We start from the raw sequence: 14,329 nt of genomic DNA on the forward strand, positions 1-14,329 counted from the left end.
ATGCCGCGCGAACCTCTCGGCCCCACTGGTCACCTCGACGGCTTCGCGCGCGCCAATCTGCCGCCGTCCGAGCAATGGCCCGACCTGTTGCTCGACGGGTTCGACTATCCCGAGTGGCTCAATGCCGGGGTCGAATTGTGCGATGCCCAGGTCGTTGCCGGTCATGGCGACCGCGTTGCGCTGATCGGCAACGGCCGCGCGCGGACGTACAAGGAGCTCGCCGACTGGTCGAACCGCATCGCGCATGCCCTGGTCGAGGATTATGGCGTCGTGGCCGGGCACCGCGTGCTGATCCGCGGGCCCAACAACCCGGCGATGGTCGCGTGCTGGCTCGCCGCGACCAAGGCGGGGGCGGTGGTGGTCAACACCATGCCGATGCTGCGCGCGGCCGAACTCGCCAAGATCGTCGACAAGGCGGAAGTGAGTCTGGCGCTGTGCGACACGCGCGCGCTCGACGAACTGGTTGCGTGCGCCAAGGGCAGCAAGTTCCTCAACAAGGTGATCGGCTTCGACGGCACCGCCAATCACGATGCCGAGCTCGACCGCGCCGCTTTGTCCAAGCCGGTGCGGTTCGATGCGGTCCGCACCGGGCGTGACGATGTCGCGTTGCTCGGTTTCACCTCGGGCACTACCGGCGAGCCCAAGGCGACGATGCATTTCCATCGCGACTTGCTGATCATCGCCGACGGCTATGCCCGCGAAGTGCTAGGAGTCGTGCCAGACGACATTTTCGTCGGTTCGCCGCCGCTCGCTTTCACCTTCGGGCTCGGCGGCCTGGCGATCTTTCCGCTGCGCTTCGGCGCTGCCGCCGCGCTGCTCGAACAGGCATCGCCCGCCAATATGGTCGAGCTGATCGAGCGCCACCGCGCGACGATCAGCTTCACCGCGCCGACCGCCTATCGCGCGATGATGGCGGCGATGGAGGAAGGCGCCGATCTCTCTTCGCTCCGTCTGGCGGTGTCGGCGGGCGAGACCTTGCCCGCACCGGTCTATGAGGAATGGACGCGGCGTACCGGCAAGCCGATCCTCGACGGCATCGGGTCGACCGAATTGCTCCACATCTTCATCACCAACCGGGTCGACGATCGCGCGCCCGGCGCGACCGGCCGCGCGGTCGGCGGGTATGAAGCGCGGATCGTCGACGATGCGATGCGCGACGTGCCAGTCGGGGAAGTCGGCCGCCTCGCGGTACGCGGGCCGACCGGCTGTCGCTACCTCGCCGACCCGCGCCAGCGCGACTATGTCCGCGACGGCTGGAATTTGACCGGCGACAGCTTCCGCCAGGACGCGGACGGCCGCTATCATTTCGCCGCGCGGTCGGACGATATGATCGTCTCGGCCGGCTACAATATCGCCGGGCCGGAGGTCGAGGCGGCGCTGCTCGCGCATCCGATCGTGCGTGAATGCGCGGTGATCGGGGCGCCCGATCGTGATCGCGGCCAGATCGTCGAGGCGCATGTCGTGCTGATCGCGGACGCCGCGCCCGACGCGCTTACCGTCAAAACGCTCCAGGATCACGTCAAGGCGGTGATCGCCCCGTACAAATATCCGCGCGCGATCCGTTTCGTCGACGCTCTGCCCAAGACCGCGACGGGCAAGATTCAGCGCTTCCGGCTGCGCCAGGCCGCCGCCGCTTCGCGAAAGGCCGACCATGCATGACATCCTGCAGCCTATCGGTTGGGCGCCCCCGCTCGGCTATGCCAATGGCGTCGCGGCCGAAGGGCGGCTGATCGCCGTCGGCGGCCAGATCGGCTGGAACGCCGAGCAGCAATTCGACAGCGACGATCTGGTCGATCAGGTGCGCCAGACGCTCGCCAATGTGGTCGCGGTACTCGCCGCCGGCGGCGCGACGCCCGAGCATCTCGTCTCGCTGACCTGGTACGTCACCGACATCGAGGATTATGTCGCGCGCCAGAAGGACATCGGCCGCGCCTATCGCGACACGATCGGCCGCCATTTCCCCGCCATGGCACTGGTCCAGGTCGTCCGCCTGGTCGAACCACGAGCCAAGGTCGAGATCCAAGCGATGGCAGTGGTGCCAAGCAACCCGGCCTAGGACCCGAACGCCAGAGCGACCGCAAACCGTCACGGTGCTGACATCGACATGTCACATGGCGGACGCAACGAAGGAGCCGGACGACGGAGACGGGCGTGCGCTTCCTGATAGTCGAGGACGATCCGGTGATCGCCGAGCACATTGTTGCCGGACTGGGCCTGCATGGCCACGAGACGACGCTCGCCCAGACCGGGTCGGAGGCGATCCTGATGCTCGACCGCCGACCGCACGACGCCGTCGTGCTCGATCGCTTGTTGCCCGACATCAATGGCCTGTCCGTGATCGATCATGTCCGGCGCCAGGGCAATACGGTGCCGGTGCTGATGTTGAGCGCGCTCGGCTCGGTCAAGGACCGGATCGAGGGGCTGGAGGTCGGTGCGGACGATTATCTAGCCAAGCCGTTCGACATGGACGAGCTCGCCGTCCGGCTGAGCGCGATTGCTCGCCGCAACGTATCTCGGCCGGAAGGATCGCGACTCCAGGTCGGCCGGCTCGAACTCGACCCGAGCAGTCACCGCGCGCGCTACCGCGACGCCTCGGCCGCGCTCAACCGCAAGCAATATTCGCTGCTCGCTCATTTGATGCGCAATACCGATCGCATCGTCACCCGGTCGATGCTGCTCGAAAGCGTCTGGGCCTATTCATTCTCGCCGACCACCAACATCGTCGAGAGCAATATGAGCAGGTTGCGCACGGCGTTGCTGGGCCTTGGCTGCGACCCGATCGAGACCCAGCGCGGCGCCGGCTATATCTTGCGGTCCGATCGGTGCGCCTGATCCCGCGCGCTTTGCGTTCGCCGCGGGTCGGCCGGCTCGCGATCCAGTTCGGCATGGCGTTCGCGATCGCCATGCTCGCGGTCGGCATGATCGGATTCAGCGCGGCCGACGCCTGGGTGTCGAGCCGCATCGACGCGTCGCTGCGCTATCACACCGCCAAATATCTCCAACCGGTCGGCGGTCATGGCGCGAATGATGCCATGGTGGCGGCCAAAATCTTCGATTGGCAACGCCGCAAGGTGCTGAGCGAACGGACCTATGTGCTGTTCGCCCGCGATGGCGCGCGGATCGCGGGCCGGCTCGACATCGCGCCGCCGCCTCCCGGTTTTTCCGACGTTCGTTTTCTCGGCGGCGGCCGCAATTATCAGGAAGGGCGCGCTCTCGCGACGCGGCTACCGAGCGGCAGCTTGCTGGTGATCGTCCAGCATAGCGAAGCGGCGGCCAGCCTTCACGCGTTGCTGCCCGGAATCGTATTGGCGATCTCGCTCGTCGCCCTGGTGATGGGGGTATCGGCGACTTTCCTGTTCGCGCGCCTGACCGCCAACCGGCTGGCCGAAACGCAGGGCGCCGCCGACGCGATCGCCGCGGGCGATCTCAGCCGGCGAATTCCCGTCGACCGGCTCGACGGCATGTTCGCGGTCCAGGCCGACAGCCTCAACCGCATGATCGACCGAATGGAGGAGCTGGTCCGCGCGCAACGGTTGTTTTCGAGCAACCTCGCGCACGATTTGCGCACGCCGCTGACGCGCCTGCGCGGCACGCTCGCGCGCGGCGCGACCGATGGCGACCCGGCCCTGTCGGGCACGTTCGAGCGGGCCGAACGCGAATGCGCGTCGATCATCGCGATCTTCGACGCGTTGTTGCGCCTCGCCGAGATCGAGACCGGCCGGCATCCCTCGGCGATGGGCATATTGTCGTTGCGCCCGCTGATCGAGGATGTCGCCGATACGATGGACCCGGTGATCGCCGATCGCGGCGGCACGCTCGAAGTCGGGCGGCTCGACGACGTCGCGATCACCGGCGATTCGGACCTGATCAATCAGTTGCTGATCAACCTGCTCGAAAATGTCGCCACGCACACGCCCGCCGGAACGCGCGCGCGCCTGTCGCTCGAACGCGATGGCGGCGGCGCGGTGATCACGATCCGCGACGATGGGCCGGGCTTGGCCGCCGCCGATCTGGCACGGGTGACTCGGCCGTTCGAGCGCGGCGCAACCGCGTCGACGACACGCGGTAGCGGGCTCGGACTGGCGATCGCGCAGGCGATCGTGCGGTTTCATCATGGGCAGATCGATCTCGCCGATGCCGCGCCTGGGCTCGAGGTGCGCGTGCGCATTCCCGCGAACGACTTGCCCGGCCAGCTCGTTGACGCCGGCGCCGCCGCTGCTTGATCCATAGCGTCGCGGGCGCCGGGCCGGTTTGGCGCCGGAGATGTGACAGCCCGGTGATGAGAATATTCTAAGTTTGCAATGTTGCCGTTTTCAAGCCGTTCGTGGGCCAGTGAGTCACGGAACCGTCATCACGTCCACCTAGCGGCCTTTCATGACTTCGGTGCCCCAGGGTTCCGCTGGTCCTCAGGGTGACAAAAGGGAAGCGTTGATGATCGCCAGATATCTGGTGCCGGCCGCATTCGCGGTGAGCATTGCCATGTCGTGCGTCCAGGCTCAGACGCTGCCGCCGGCCGAGGCCGCCGTCGCGAAGGCCGAGCCCAGCCTGCTCGACCCCGCCGAGTTCGCACCGGCGCGGACCTTCGCGCCGCCGCCGCCGCACAATTCGCGGCTCGAAGCGCTCGAGCTCCAGCAGGTGAAGGCCCTGCGCGCTGCCGCCTCGCCCGAGCGCCTTGCTCAGGCCGAGCGCGACGGTGATACTGAAAATCCCACCGCGTTCGATCAGGCGACGGGCCGTGACCTCGCCCGGCTCCCCGCCACCTACGCACTGCTCACACGGATCCAGCGCGAAACCAATAATGTGGTCAGCGCGGGCAAAGACTATTTCCGGCGGCTGCGGCCCTATGGCGTCGACCCGCAGATGGCGCATTGCGGCAAGGGGAAAGTCGCCGATCGCTCCTATCCCAGCGGCCATGGCGGCATGGCATGGTCGGTCGGCTGGGCGCTCGCTCGGCTGATGCCCGACCGCGCCCCGGCGATCATCGCGCGGGCGCAGGATTATGCGCTCAGCCGAGAGATTTGCGGCGTCCATTTCCAGTCCGATCTGGAAGCGAGCCACGGCGTCGCGGTGGTGATCGCCGACCGCCTGCTCGCCGACCCGCGCCTTGCCGATCAGGTCGCCGCCGCGCGCCGCGAACTCGCCCGACCGTAACCGATCTATTTGCCGAACTGGGGATGATGATGAACCGAACCGCCTTCCGTGCCACTTTGCTCGCCGCTGCGGCGACCGGCGCCTTCCTGCTGCCCGCTGCAGCGATCGCCGGCCCCGATGCCACCGCGCCTGCGGCCAAGGATGCCGGCGCCAACGCACCCGCCAAGGATGCGTCGGCTCCCGCTAGCGACGACCAGTCGACCAGCGCCAACCAGAAGGGGCAGGCGAACGATAAGCAATCGCTGACCTCGTCCGATATCATCGTCACCGGATCGCGCACCGCCGAAAGCGCGCCGATCACGGCATCGCTGACCACCACTCAGCCGCAATCGGCGGTCAGCCGCGATTATATCGACAACGCCACCGCGAGTTCGGACTTCAACGAATTGATCGCGCTGACCCCGGGCGTGTCGATCTCGGGCGCCGGCAACGGCTATGGCTATGGCGAGACCAAGGCGACGATCCGCGGATTCCAGGACGGCGAATATAACGTCACCTACGATTCGATTCCGTTCGCCGACACCAACAATCCGACTCACCATTCGACCGCTTTCTTCCCGTCGAATACGATCGAGACCGTCGTCGTCGACCGTGGCCCCGGCAATGCCAGCCAGCTCGGCCAGGCCACGTTCGGCGGCAACCTCAACATGTATTCGCGCGGTGTGAAGGATGAGATGGGCGGCCAGGTCGAGGGCATCCTCGGCAATTGGAACAGCTTTATCGGCCGCGCCGAATTCCAGACCGGCAAGATCGCGGCGCTGAACGACACGCGCATCGTGCTGACTGGGCAGTACCTCCGTTCGGACGGCGCGCTGACCTATTCGCCGGTCGAATCGAAGAACCTCTATGGCAAGGCGGTGATCCCGATCGGCAGCTCGAACACGTTGACCGTGATGAGCACCTGGAACCGCAACCATTATTACCAGTCGGATGTGCTGAAAGGCGCAACCTGCGGCAGCGCGACCACACCAAAGGGCAGCACTGTCGCGCTCGGTCCCGACGGCAGCGCGCTCACGCAGCTAACCGGCACCAACTGCGCCGCCGGCTCAAACGTCGGGGTTTATGGCCGCAATTACGGCCTCAGCAACGATCCGACGCAGATGGATTATTGGAAGTACAATCGCACGGACAAGACTACCGACTTCTCCTACTTGCGACTGCAGAGCGATCTCGGGTCGGGCTTCTCGATGGACAACCGTGCGTACATGTACGGTTACACCAACAATACCTGGTCGGGAAATACCGGTAACGTCGTCACCGGCTTCTCCGGCGCGGGTACGCCCGCCTCACCCTATAAGGCGGTGGCCGGCCCCGCGACCGACATCCTGGGCTACAGCAAGATGAACAAGTACCGCGTGTTCGGCTATATCGGTCAGCTCAACTACGATTTCTCGATGGGCAAGATCCGCCTCGGCGGCTGGTACGAATATGCAGTGACCGACCGCCATCTGGTTGATTTCGACAGGACCACGGGCGCGCCCAGCTATAACGAGAAGGCCAATCTGGGCACTCCGGCGACGAGCGCGCTACCGCCGGTCTCCGAAGCGAATCTCAGCTACGTCCAGCATTCGAAATGGAACCAGTATCAGCTGTTCGCCGAATTCGAATTCCACCCGATCGCCAGCCTGTCGATCACGCCAGGCGTCAAATACGTCAATTTCAAGCGGTCGATCGACGCCGCGGTGAATCAGAAGTCGCGCTTGCCGCTCGACACGTCGGCGACCTGGACCAAGACGCTGCCGTTCCTGACGGTCAATTGGCAGGCAATGAGCAACTGGTCGTTCTATGGCCAATATGCCCAAGGCATGTACGTCCCCGATCTGTCGAGCTTCTATTCCGCTTCGGGCCAGCTCTCGACCGCACTCGATAGCCTCAAGCCGCAGACCACGACCAACTACCAGGTCGGCACCGTGTGGCACGGCAACAAGATTTCGATCGATGCCGACGGCTATATCATCAACGTCAACAACAAGATCGGCTCGTGCAACACGGTCGGTTGCGACTCCAGCCTGCTCGTCAATATCGGCCAGGTCCGCTACAAGGGTGTGGAGGGCCAGGTCAGCTATATGCCGGTCAAGGGTCTGACCCTGTTCGCCAACGGATCGTACAATAAGGCGCGCAGCGTCCAGACCGGGGCGCAGATCGCCAAGGCGCCCTTCTCCACCGCGGCGGCGGGGTTCATCTATCGCAACGGCGGCTTCCGGCTGTCGTTCAGCCAGAAATATACTGGCCTGCAATATGCCACCGAGTTCAACGGCAATCCGAACATCCGGCTGTATCGCATCAAGCCCTACAGCATCGGCGATTTCGCGATCAGCCAGGAGATCGGCAAGAATTTGCGCCTGGGCGTGACCGTCAACAACGTATTCAACAGCCGCGCGGTCACCGCGATCGCCAACAGTTCGTCGGGCGCACCCACGGCCAATGGCTTTCAGAGCGGCTATGGGCAGCTCGACCAGTTCAATTACCTTCCGCCGCGCTCATTCCAGGTCTCGGCGCGGTTGAAGTTCTGATCGCGCGTCGGGCCGTGCAAAAAGAGCTGGCAAGCAAAGCGATCGGCTCGTCCCGCCGCGCCTCCGGTCTTTTCCGGACTGCATCCGGCTGGTAGGGTCAGGTAGATCGAGGGTCGGTCAGTTGCCCGGGTACTCGCGGCTGTGGGGGCACGCGAGATGGGCGGACCAGTCACGATCGGTCGGCGCGGGGTCGCATCCGCTGCTCATTGGGCGTTGCTCATTGGGCGTCGCCAATTCGGGCGCGCCGACCGACACGCATAGGGTCCGGGCGCGGCGACGGCCAAGGTCGTTGCGGAATGCCTGGCAGAGGGTGGGGTTTGATGGTCAATCGCCGCGCGGTCGTCGCGGGATCTCTTGCATTTGCCGCCGTCGCGCGCGCCGCGATCGGTCGTGCCGCCGCTGCGCCCGCCGATCCTCGCTCCGATCCGCGCGATATCGCCCGCGACGATTGGGCTCCGGTCGACGCGATCGTCGCGCGGATGCGGGCCCCGGTCTTCCCCGCCGCGATTTTCTCGATCCTCGATCACGGCGCGAAGCATGGCGCCCCGGCACACCTCGCGGTCCAAGCGGCGATCGACGCCTGCGCCGCAGCGGGCGGCGGCCGCGTGCTCGTCCCGGCGGGGGTTTGGCGGATCAACGGCGCGATCCATCTCCGCTCCAACGTCGATCTCCATCTCGAACGCGACGCATTGCTCCGTTTCGGCAAACCGGAGGAGATCGTGTTGCCGATCGTCCTCACCCGCTGGGAAGGGATCGAGGTCTATAATTACTCGCCGCTGATTTATGCGCGCGATTGCACCAATGTCGCGATTACCGGACAGGGCGTGTGCGACGGCCAGGGAGGGCAGGGCTTCTTCCAATGGCGCGTGCACCAGGATCGCGACAAGGCGGCGCTGCGCGACATGGGAGAGGCCGGTACGCCCGTCGCCGATCGCCGCTTCGGTCCCGGCCATTTCCTGCGACCGCCCTTCGTCCAGTTCTTCCGTTGCACCAACGTGCTGATCGACGGGCCGAAATTCGTCGACTCGCCGTTCTGGACGATCCACCCCGTCTATTCGACCAACGTCATCGTGCGTAACGTCACGGTGATCAGTCATCACCTCAATTCGGACGGCTGCGACCCCGATTCCTGCCAGGACGTGCTGATCGAACATTGCCGCTTCGACGTTTCCGACGATTGCATCGCGATCAAATCGGGCCGCGACCAGGATGGCTGGCGGGTCGGTCTGCCCACGCGCAACGTCGTCATCCGCGATTGCCAGATGTCGACCCATATCGCCGGCGCGATCGCGATCGGCAGCGAGATGTCGGGCGGCGCCTCCAACATCTTCGCCGAACGGCTGGAGGTCCACCACGCCAAGCAGGCGCTGTACTTCAAGGCCAATCTCGACCGCGGCGGCACCATCGCCCAGGTCCGCGTGCGTGACGTGAAGGTGCGCGACAGCGACACGCTGATCGACTTCACCACCGCCTATCACCATAGCCGCGGCGGCAATTCGCCCCCGACCTACAAGCAATTCACCGTCGAGCGCGTCGATTGCCGCAATACCGGCCGCGCGCTGCGGATCGTCGGGGTAGAGGCGGCGCCGGTCGAGGACGTGCTGATCCGCGACGTGACGGTGGGCAAGGCTCGCGAGCGCAACGTGATCGCGCATACCCGGGACCTCCGGCTCGACGGGGTGCGGGTGAATGGGCTGGAGCTGGTGGCCTAGAGTAGTCCAGCCCGGCGCGCTTCAGATGAGCAGCAAGTCGACCGGTTTGGCCGCCGGGAACACCGTGCCGAGCCGGTCGCCGCCCAGTCCGAACTGCCGCGCCGCGAGCCCGCCGATCATCGCGCGGTAATCGGTCAGCACCGGAAGGTCGCGGCCCTGGTTGAGCGTCGCTTGCGACAGCGCGACCTGCGGGCCTGCGATGCGCCCGCCATTCACCCCGCCGCCCATCACCCAATAGATGCTGCCATGGCCGTGATCGGTGCCCTTGTCCCCGTTCTCGTGAAAGGTGCGGCCGAATTCGGATACGACCACCACCGTCGTGTTCCGCCAGGCATCGGGGCCGATCTCATCGGCGAACCCGGCCAGGCCGCGGCCCAATTCGCCGATATGCGTCGCCAGATAGCCTTGCGCGCCGCCCTGGTTGACGTGCGTATCCCACCCGCCGACGTCGACAAAGGCGAGGTTGAAGTGGTCGCGCATCAGCCGTCCGATCCGCCGCGCCGACAATTCGAAGCCTTTCGGACTGACCGCGCCGCGGCTCGCCTCTTTCATTTCCTCATCGACCGTCTTGAACACGGTGTCGCGCACCTGGAATCCTTCGGCGACCGAACTGCCCAGGTCGTTCGTCCCGCTATGCTGTCCCTTGTACATCGCGGTGATCAGCGCTGCATCCTTGGGCGGCACGGCGGGCTTCGATCCGACCGCCGCCAGGGCGACATTCGGAATCACCGGCCCGCCGCGAAAGCATAATGGCAGTTGATCGGTGAACGAGATCGGCTTGTCCTGACCGAGCGCCGAGGCGAGCCGCGCCATGAAGCCGGAATTATAGTTGCGATGGCCGCCGATCGGCTGGCCCAGCTCGATCGTGTCCTGGGTCTCGAAATGGCTGCGGCTCATATCGTCGGTGCCGACAAAGGGCACGAAGGCGATCTGCTTCTTCTGCCACAGCGGATAGATCGACTCCTTGAGCGCCGGATGCAGGCTCCAATCGGCGTCGAGCGCGATCGGCGTATTGGGGTCGGCCGGGTTGGGTTTGCCCAGCGCGATCGTCGGGCGCGAGGCGTGGTAGAAATCGCTTCCCGTCGGCGCGATGATGTTGGCGGCGTCATAGGCACCGCGCAGGAACACGACGAGCATCCGGCTGCTCGCTTGCGGCGCGGCGAACGCGCGCCCGGCGACGATCAGCGGCGCCAGCGCGGCGGCACCGGCGATAAGGTCACGGCGATCGAGCAACATAAGCCTTCTCCGTTCGCGTCAGCGATGCATGAATTCGGGCGATGACAGGAACAATGCGTTCCATTCCTGAGGCGAGCTGGCCTGGGTCAGCGCCGTCTTGGTCTGGCCGGCCAGCGCCGGCGCGACCGCGCTGTAATAAGCGGCGGTCTGCAGCTTGGGGAGCGGCGGTATCGAAACAGCCGGCGGCGCTGGTGCAGCGGCGGCGCTCGGCGGCGCTTCGGACGCCATCATCGCCGATGCTCCGCCCATTCCCACGGATGACACTGCGGCGGGGGGAGCAGGGGGCTTGAACAATCCCGCCGCGCCGCCGCCAATCTGCCGCGCGATCTCGAACCGCACCGACATCTGGCCGGGCCCGGTCCAGGCGGCCGAGGTCATCGGATAGCCATCGGGCGTTTCGCGCGCGTACAGGCCCTGGCCCATGCGGTTGAGCCAGCCGATGATCGGCTGCGCGTTCACGATCACCTTGTCGCCGTACATCAGGCGCACCGACGAAATCGCATAATGGACCGGGTCCTTGAACACGGTGCCGAGCGATTGCCTGAACTCGGGCGCGCGGATCATCGTGCGAAGCACTTGCGCGATATCGCCGTCGCTCTTTTGCCAGGTCGCGGCCATGCGATCGACCACGGCGGCGGGCGGATTGTCGCCCATGAAATAGGTCGCGAGCTGCTCGGAGACATGGCACGCGGTTGCCGGCGACCGCGCGATCAGGTCGAGCGCCTCCTCGACCTCGCCAAAGCCGCTTCCCTTGATCGTGTGGCCAAGGAACTGCTTGTCGCCGAAATCGTGTCGATTGGGATTGAACTCGAACAGCCCGGCACGGACATAGAGCGCCTGGCGCTGCGGGCTGAGCTTGGGCGCATTGGGGCTGAGATCGACCCCGACCCCGGTCAGGATCCGCGCCAGTTCCTGCACGTCCTTCTGCGTATGGCCCGACCCGACGCCCATCGAGTGAAGCTCCATGATCTCGCGCGCGTAATTCTCGTTGATATGGTTGGCCGCGTTCTGATCGTTGTCGAGATATCGCAACATCGCGGGATGCCTGAGCGTCGCTTCCAGCAGGTCGCGAAACTTGCCGAGCGAATGATCGCGGATCGTATTCTCGTAATCTCCCACCATCGCGCGGATGTCGCGCTTCTGCGCCTGGACGTTGAAATGGTTGAACCAGAACCAGGTCAATTGCTCGCGCAACTGGTCGGGCGCGTAGAGATCGCGCAGCAGGGATCGCGTCGCCGCCTCGTTGGCGAGAGCGTTCATGTCCTGCTGATACGCCTTGCGCGCGGCGTCGCGCTGGGCAGAATCGGTGAGCTTGTTGGCATAGCGGCTCGCCGCATCCTGCTCGACTACCAAAGCCGCCAGCGGCTCGCGGCTGATCCGCATCGCCGCGACCTGGGCGGCGGCCTCGGGCGGCAACGTATCGTCGGGGTGCTTGAGCTGGGCGTCGAGCCAGCGGCCGCTGCCGGCCTTTTCGCGCGCGCCGTCCGCCGCGGAAGCGCCCCAGGTCAGGCGGTTCACCCAGGCGGCCGATTCTTGCGCCGGCGGAGCGGCCAAAGCGGGCGTGGCGAGTGTTGCGAACAGCAGAACGGAGACGGGTGCGCGCATATCGGCCATCCTTTGGGAGTCCTCTACGCTTCAGATCCTGAACCGCTCCTGTCGGACGCGAAAATAACCATGGATTCAAACCGGTACCGGTCGGCTTCCGAGCGCGGGTATCGAGGCTAACGCGAGCCTGCGGTGCAAGCGCCGCGCATCGCGACGATGTTAATCGCGTTCAAGACCGCATGAATGCGGCTGCGCTATCGAGCCCACCCAAGGAGACTAACATGGTGCGGATGAACTGGACGATCGCCGGAGCGGCCCTGTTGCTGATCGGGAGCGCGCCGGCGGGCAAGTGGCAACCCCATGACACGCTGGTCGCGACCGGCACGATCGCCGCGGAAGGGCTGCAGGGCAGCTGGCGATCGGTCAACGACCTGGGCGACGGCCGCTTCGCCACCAGCACCGACCTGAAAGCGTTCAAGACTGGCGACATTTACGACGGCCGCACGCACTGGCGGATCGACCGATCGGGTGGCAGCCACAAGCTCGACAGCCCTTTCGCTGAGCGGCGGACGCAGACGAGTGCGTGGCTCGCCCGGTTCGGCTGGATGCAAGCGGGATTCGGTGGCGCCCAGCGCGGGGCGGCGGTCACGCGCACCGACAAGGGACGGCTTTATTCGGTGCTCACCGCAACCCCGCGCGGTGGTGAGCCGGTCGAATTGTGGTTCGACGCGGCGACCGGCGAACTGGCGCGCGCGGTGGAGCAGGACTGGTTCTACAAGGTCGAGACGCGCTACACCGATTATCGCGCGGTCGCGGGGCGGCGGTTGCCCTTCTCCATCGTGCAATCCGACGGCAACAACGAAGAGCGGATCTCGATCGACTCCTATCGCCTGCTCCCCCGCGCGCCGGCGGACAGCTATGCCGCGCCGCGTCAGCCCGACGATCACGCGATACCGGCCGCGGGCACGACGGTGGCCGCGACGCCCTTTCCCCAGCTAGAGATCGCGGCCAGCGTCAACGGCCGGCCGATGCACTTCCTGTTCGATACCGGCGGCCACAGCATCCTGTCGCCCGATGCGGCGCGCGCGCTCGGCCTCACGCCCATCGGCGGGGTGCGCAGCGGCGGCAGCGGCGCGGCGACGCTCGCGGAGCAATTCACCCGCGTGAAGGAAGTCCGCATCGGCGACGCGGTGATGCGCGACCAATTCTTCTCGATCCTCGACCTCGGCTATTCGACGTTCGAGCGCGGCGCGCAACCGCCGTTCGACGGCCTGCTCGGGCTGGAAGTGGTCGAGCGCTTCATCACCCGGATCGACTATCGCGCCGGCAAGATGACCTTGTTGCCGCGCGACAGTGCCGTGACGTGCAAGAGCGGATGGGTGGCGGCACGGTTCAGCGACGACATGCCGACGATAGAGGGTCAGCTCGACGGCATCCGCGCGCCGTTCACGATCGATACCGGCAACAACGGATCGCTGCAGCTCTATGCCCATTGGCTGAAGCAACAGGGCGTCACCGCGCGCTACAATCGCGGGGTAGAGGCGGTCTCCTATGGCGCCGGCGGGCCGTCGCGAAACTGGGTGATGTACGCGCAGACCTTCGCCGTCGGCGGCGGCACCGTGCGCCATCCGATGGTCCGCACGACCGACGACACGGGCGGCGTCGCCTTGTCGGTCAGCGAGGCCGGCAACCTCGGCACCAATATCCTGGCGAACTACACGATCACGTTAGATTACGGCCGCTCGCGCATCTGCATGGACTATGTGCCGGGCTATGCGCCGGTGCCGTTCAGCCGCGCCGGGCTGCGCGCGATCAAGACCGACCCGCAGACGATCCTGGTGAGCTTCGTCAACGATGGCGGACCGGCGGCGCAAGCGGGCCTGCGCAAGAACGACAAGCTGATCAGCGTCGATGGCCGGAACGCGCGGGAGTTGGGCGGCGGCGAGCTGACGCGCATGTTCACGCAGAAGCCGGGGACGCGGGTGCGGGTGCGCTACGCGAGGGACGGGCAGGAGCGGGACGCGGAGATCGTGTTGCGGGAGATGTTGGCGGTGCCGGGTGGGGGAGGGGGTGGGTGAGGTTGGGTTGTGGTAAGGATGTGCTGAACATGTTGCGACTTGGCTTACCCGGTCGCGTCAAGTATCGATCGATCTAATGCTTGGGTGAATTAGC

At 65.8% G+C, this 14,329-nt stretch carries 10 protein-coding genes; 8 read left to right on the top strand and 2 right to left on the bottom strand.

Going from position 1 to position 14,329, the window contains the following annotated elements; genetic code table 11:
- From SAS01S_RS08165 to SAS01S_RS08195, 7 genes are all read left to right on the top strand, one after another.
- Positions 1 to 1,659: an AMP-binding protein gene (locus SAS01S_RS08165; RefSeq protein WP_169804918.1), complete on the top strand. Its 1,659-nt coding sequence runs from the start codon at positions 1 to 3 to the stop codon at positions 1,657 to 1,659.
- A complete protein-coding gene (locus SAS01S_RS08170; protein WP_066807029.1) occupies positions 1,652 to 2,056 on the top strand; it encodes a RidA family protein in 405 nt (134 codons plus the stop codon). Before SAS01S_RS08165 ends, SAS01S_RS08170 begins: the two co-directional genes overlap by 8 nt.
- 95 nt (positions 2,057 to 2,151) lie before the next feature.
- A complete protein-coding gene (locus SAS01S_RS08175; RefSeq protein WP_066807031.1) occupies positions 2,152 to 2,832 on the top strand; it encodes a response regulator transcription factor in 681 nt (226 codons plus the stop codon).
- The gene (locus SAS01S_RS08180; protein ID WP_066807033.1) at positions 2,823 to 4,223 is read left to right on the top strand and encodes a sensor histidine kinase; all 1,401 of its coding nucleotides are present in this window, start codon (positions 2,823 to 2,825) and stop codon (positions 4,221 to 4,223) included. The genes SAS01S_RS08175 and SAS01S_RS08180 overlap by 10 nt, the downstream gene beginning before the upstream one ends.
- A gap of 208 nt (positions 4,224 to 4,431) precedes the next feature.
- Positions 4,432 to 5,151 carry a phosphatase PAP2 family protein gene (locus SAS01S_RS08185; protein ID WP_245656809.1) on the top strand — a complete coding sequence of 240 codons (720 nt, stop codon included), beginning with the start codon at positions 4,432 to 4,434 and terminating at the stop codon, positions 5,149 to 5,151.
- A 29-nt stretch (positions 5,152 to 5,180) separates the two neighbouring features.
- On the top strand, positions 5,181 to 7,664 hold the full coding sequence (locus SAS01S_RS08190; RefSeq protein ID WP_245656810.1) for a TonB-dependent receptor: 2,484 nt from the start codon (positions 5,181 to 5,183) through the stop codon (positions 7,662 to 7,664).
- 320 nt (positions 7,665 to 7,984) lie between these two features.
- Positions 7,985 to 9,376, top strand: coding sequence for a glycoside hydrolase family 28 protein (locus SAS01S_RS08195; RefSeq protein ID WP_066807034.1), 1,392 nt, complete (start codon positions 7,985 to 7,987; stop codon positions 9,374 to 9,376).
- Between the two features lie 21 nt (positions 9,377 to 9,397).
- Here SAS01S_RS08195 and SAS01S_RS08200 read toward each other — a convergent pair whose 3' ends face one another.
- Both SAS01S_RS08200 and SAS01S_RS08205 read right to left on the bottom strand, forming a co-directional pair.
- Complete coding sequence (locus SAS01S_RS08200; protein ID WP_066807035.1) at positions 9,398 to 10,612, bottom strand: DUF1501 domain-containing protein; 1,215 nt, start codon at positions 10,610 to 10,612, stop codon at positions 9,398 to 9,400.
- Positions 10,613 to 10,630: 18 nt separating this feature from the next.
- On the bottom strand, positions 10,631 to 12,217 hold the full coding sequence (locus SAS01S_RS08205) for a DUF1800 domain-containing protein (RefSeq protein ID WP_066807065.1): 1,587 nt from the start codon (positions 12,215 to 12,217) through the stop codon (positions 10,631 to 10,633).
- 221 nt (positions 12,218 to 12,438) lie between these two features.
- Here SAS01S_RS08205 and SAS01S_RS08210 point away from each other — a divergent pair, with 221 nt between their 5' ends.
- Complete coding sequence (locus SAS01S_RS08210) at positions 12,439 to 14,235, top strand: aspartyl protease family protein (RefSeq protein WP_169804919.1); 1,797 nt, start codon at positions 12,439 to 12,441, stop codon at positions 14,233 to 14,235.
- The last annotated feature ends 94 nt before the right edge of the window (positions 14,236 to 14,329 follow it).

Origin of the sequence: Sphingomonas asaccharolytica NBRC 15499, assembly GCF_001598355.1 — a bacterium.
In the GTDB taxonomy this organism is placed as follows: domain Bacteria; phylum Pseudomonadota; class Alphaproteobacteria; order Sphingomonadales; family Sphingomonadaceae; genus Sphingomonas; species Sphingomonas asaccharolytica.

What these genes read in the sequence shown, in the direction of transcription:
- SAS01S_RS08200 (WP_066807035.1), bottom strand. Translation starts at nt 10,612, where the DNA reads ATGTTGCTCGATCGCCGTGACCTTATCGCCGGTGCCGCCGCGCTGGCG.
- SAS01S_RS08165 (WP_169804918.1), top strand. Translation starts at nt 1, where the DNA reads ATGCCGCGCGAACCTCTCGGCCCCACTGGTCACCTCGACGGCTTCGCG.
- SAS01S_RS08190 (WP_245656810.1), top strand. Translation starts at nt 5,181, where the DNA reads ATGAACCGAACCGCCTTCCGTGCCACTTTGCTCGCCGCTGCGGCGACC.
- SAS01S_RS08195 (WP_066807034.1), top strand. Translation starts at nt 7,985, where the DNA reads ATGGTCAATCGCCGCGCGGTCGTCGCGGGATCTCTTGCATTTGCCGCC.
- SAS01S_RS08210 (WP_169804919.1), top strand. Translation starts at nt 12,439, where the DNA reads ATGGTGCGGATGAACTGGACGATCGCCGGAGCGGCCCTGTTGCTGATC.
- SAS01S_RS08185 (WP_245656809.1), top strand. Translation starts at nt 4,432, where the DNA reads ATGATCGCCAGATATCTGGTGCCGGCCGCATTCGCGGTGAGCATTGCC.
- SAS01S_RS08205 (WP_066807065.1), bottom strand. Translation starts at nt 12,217, where the DNA reads ATGCGCGCACCCGTCTCCGTTCTGCTGTTCGCAACACTCGCCACGCCC.
- SAS01S_RS08170 (WP_066807029.1), top strand. Translation starts at nt 1,652, where the DNA reads ATGCATGACATCCTGCAGCCTATCGGTTGGGCGCCCCCGCTCGGCTAT.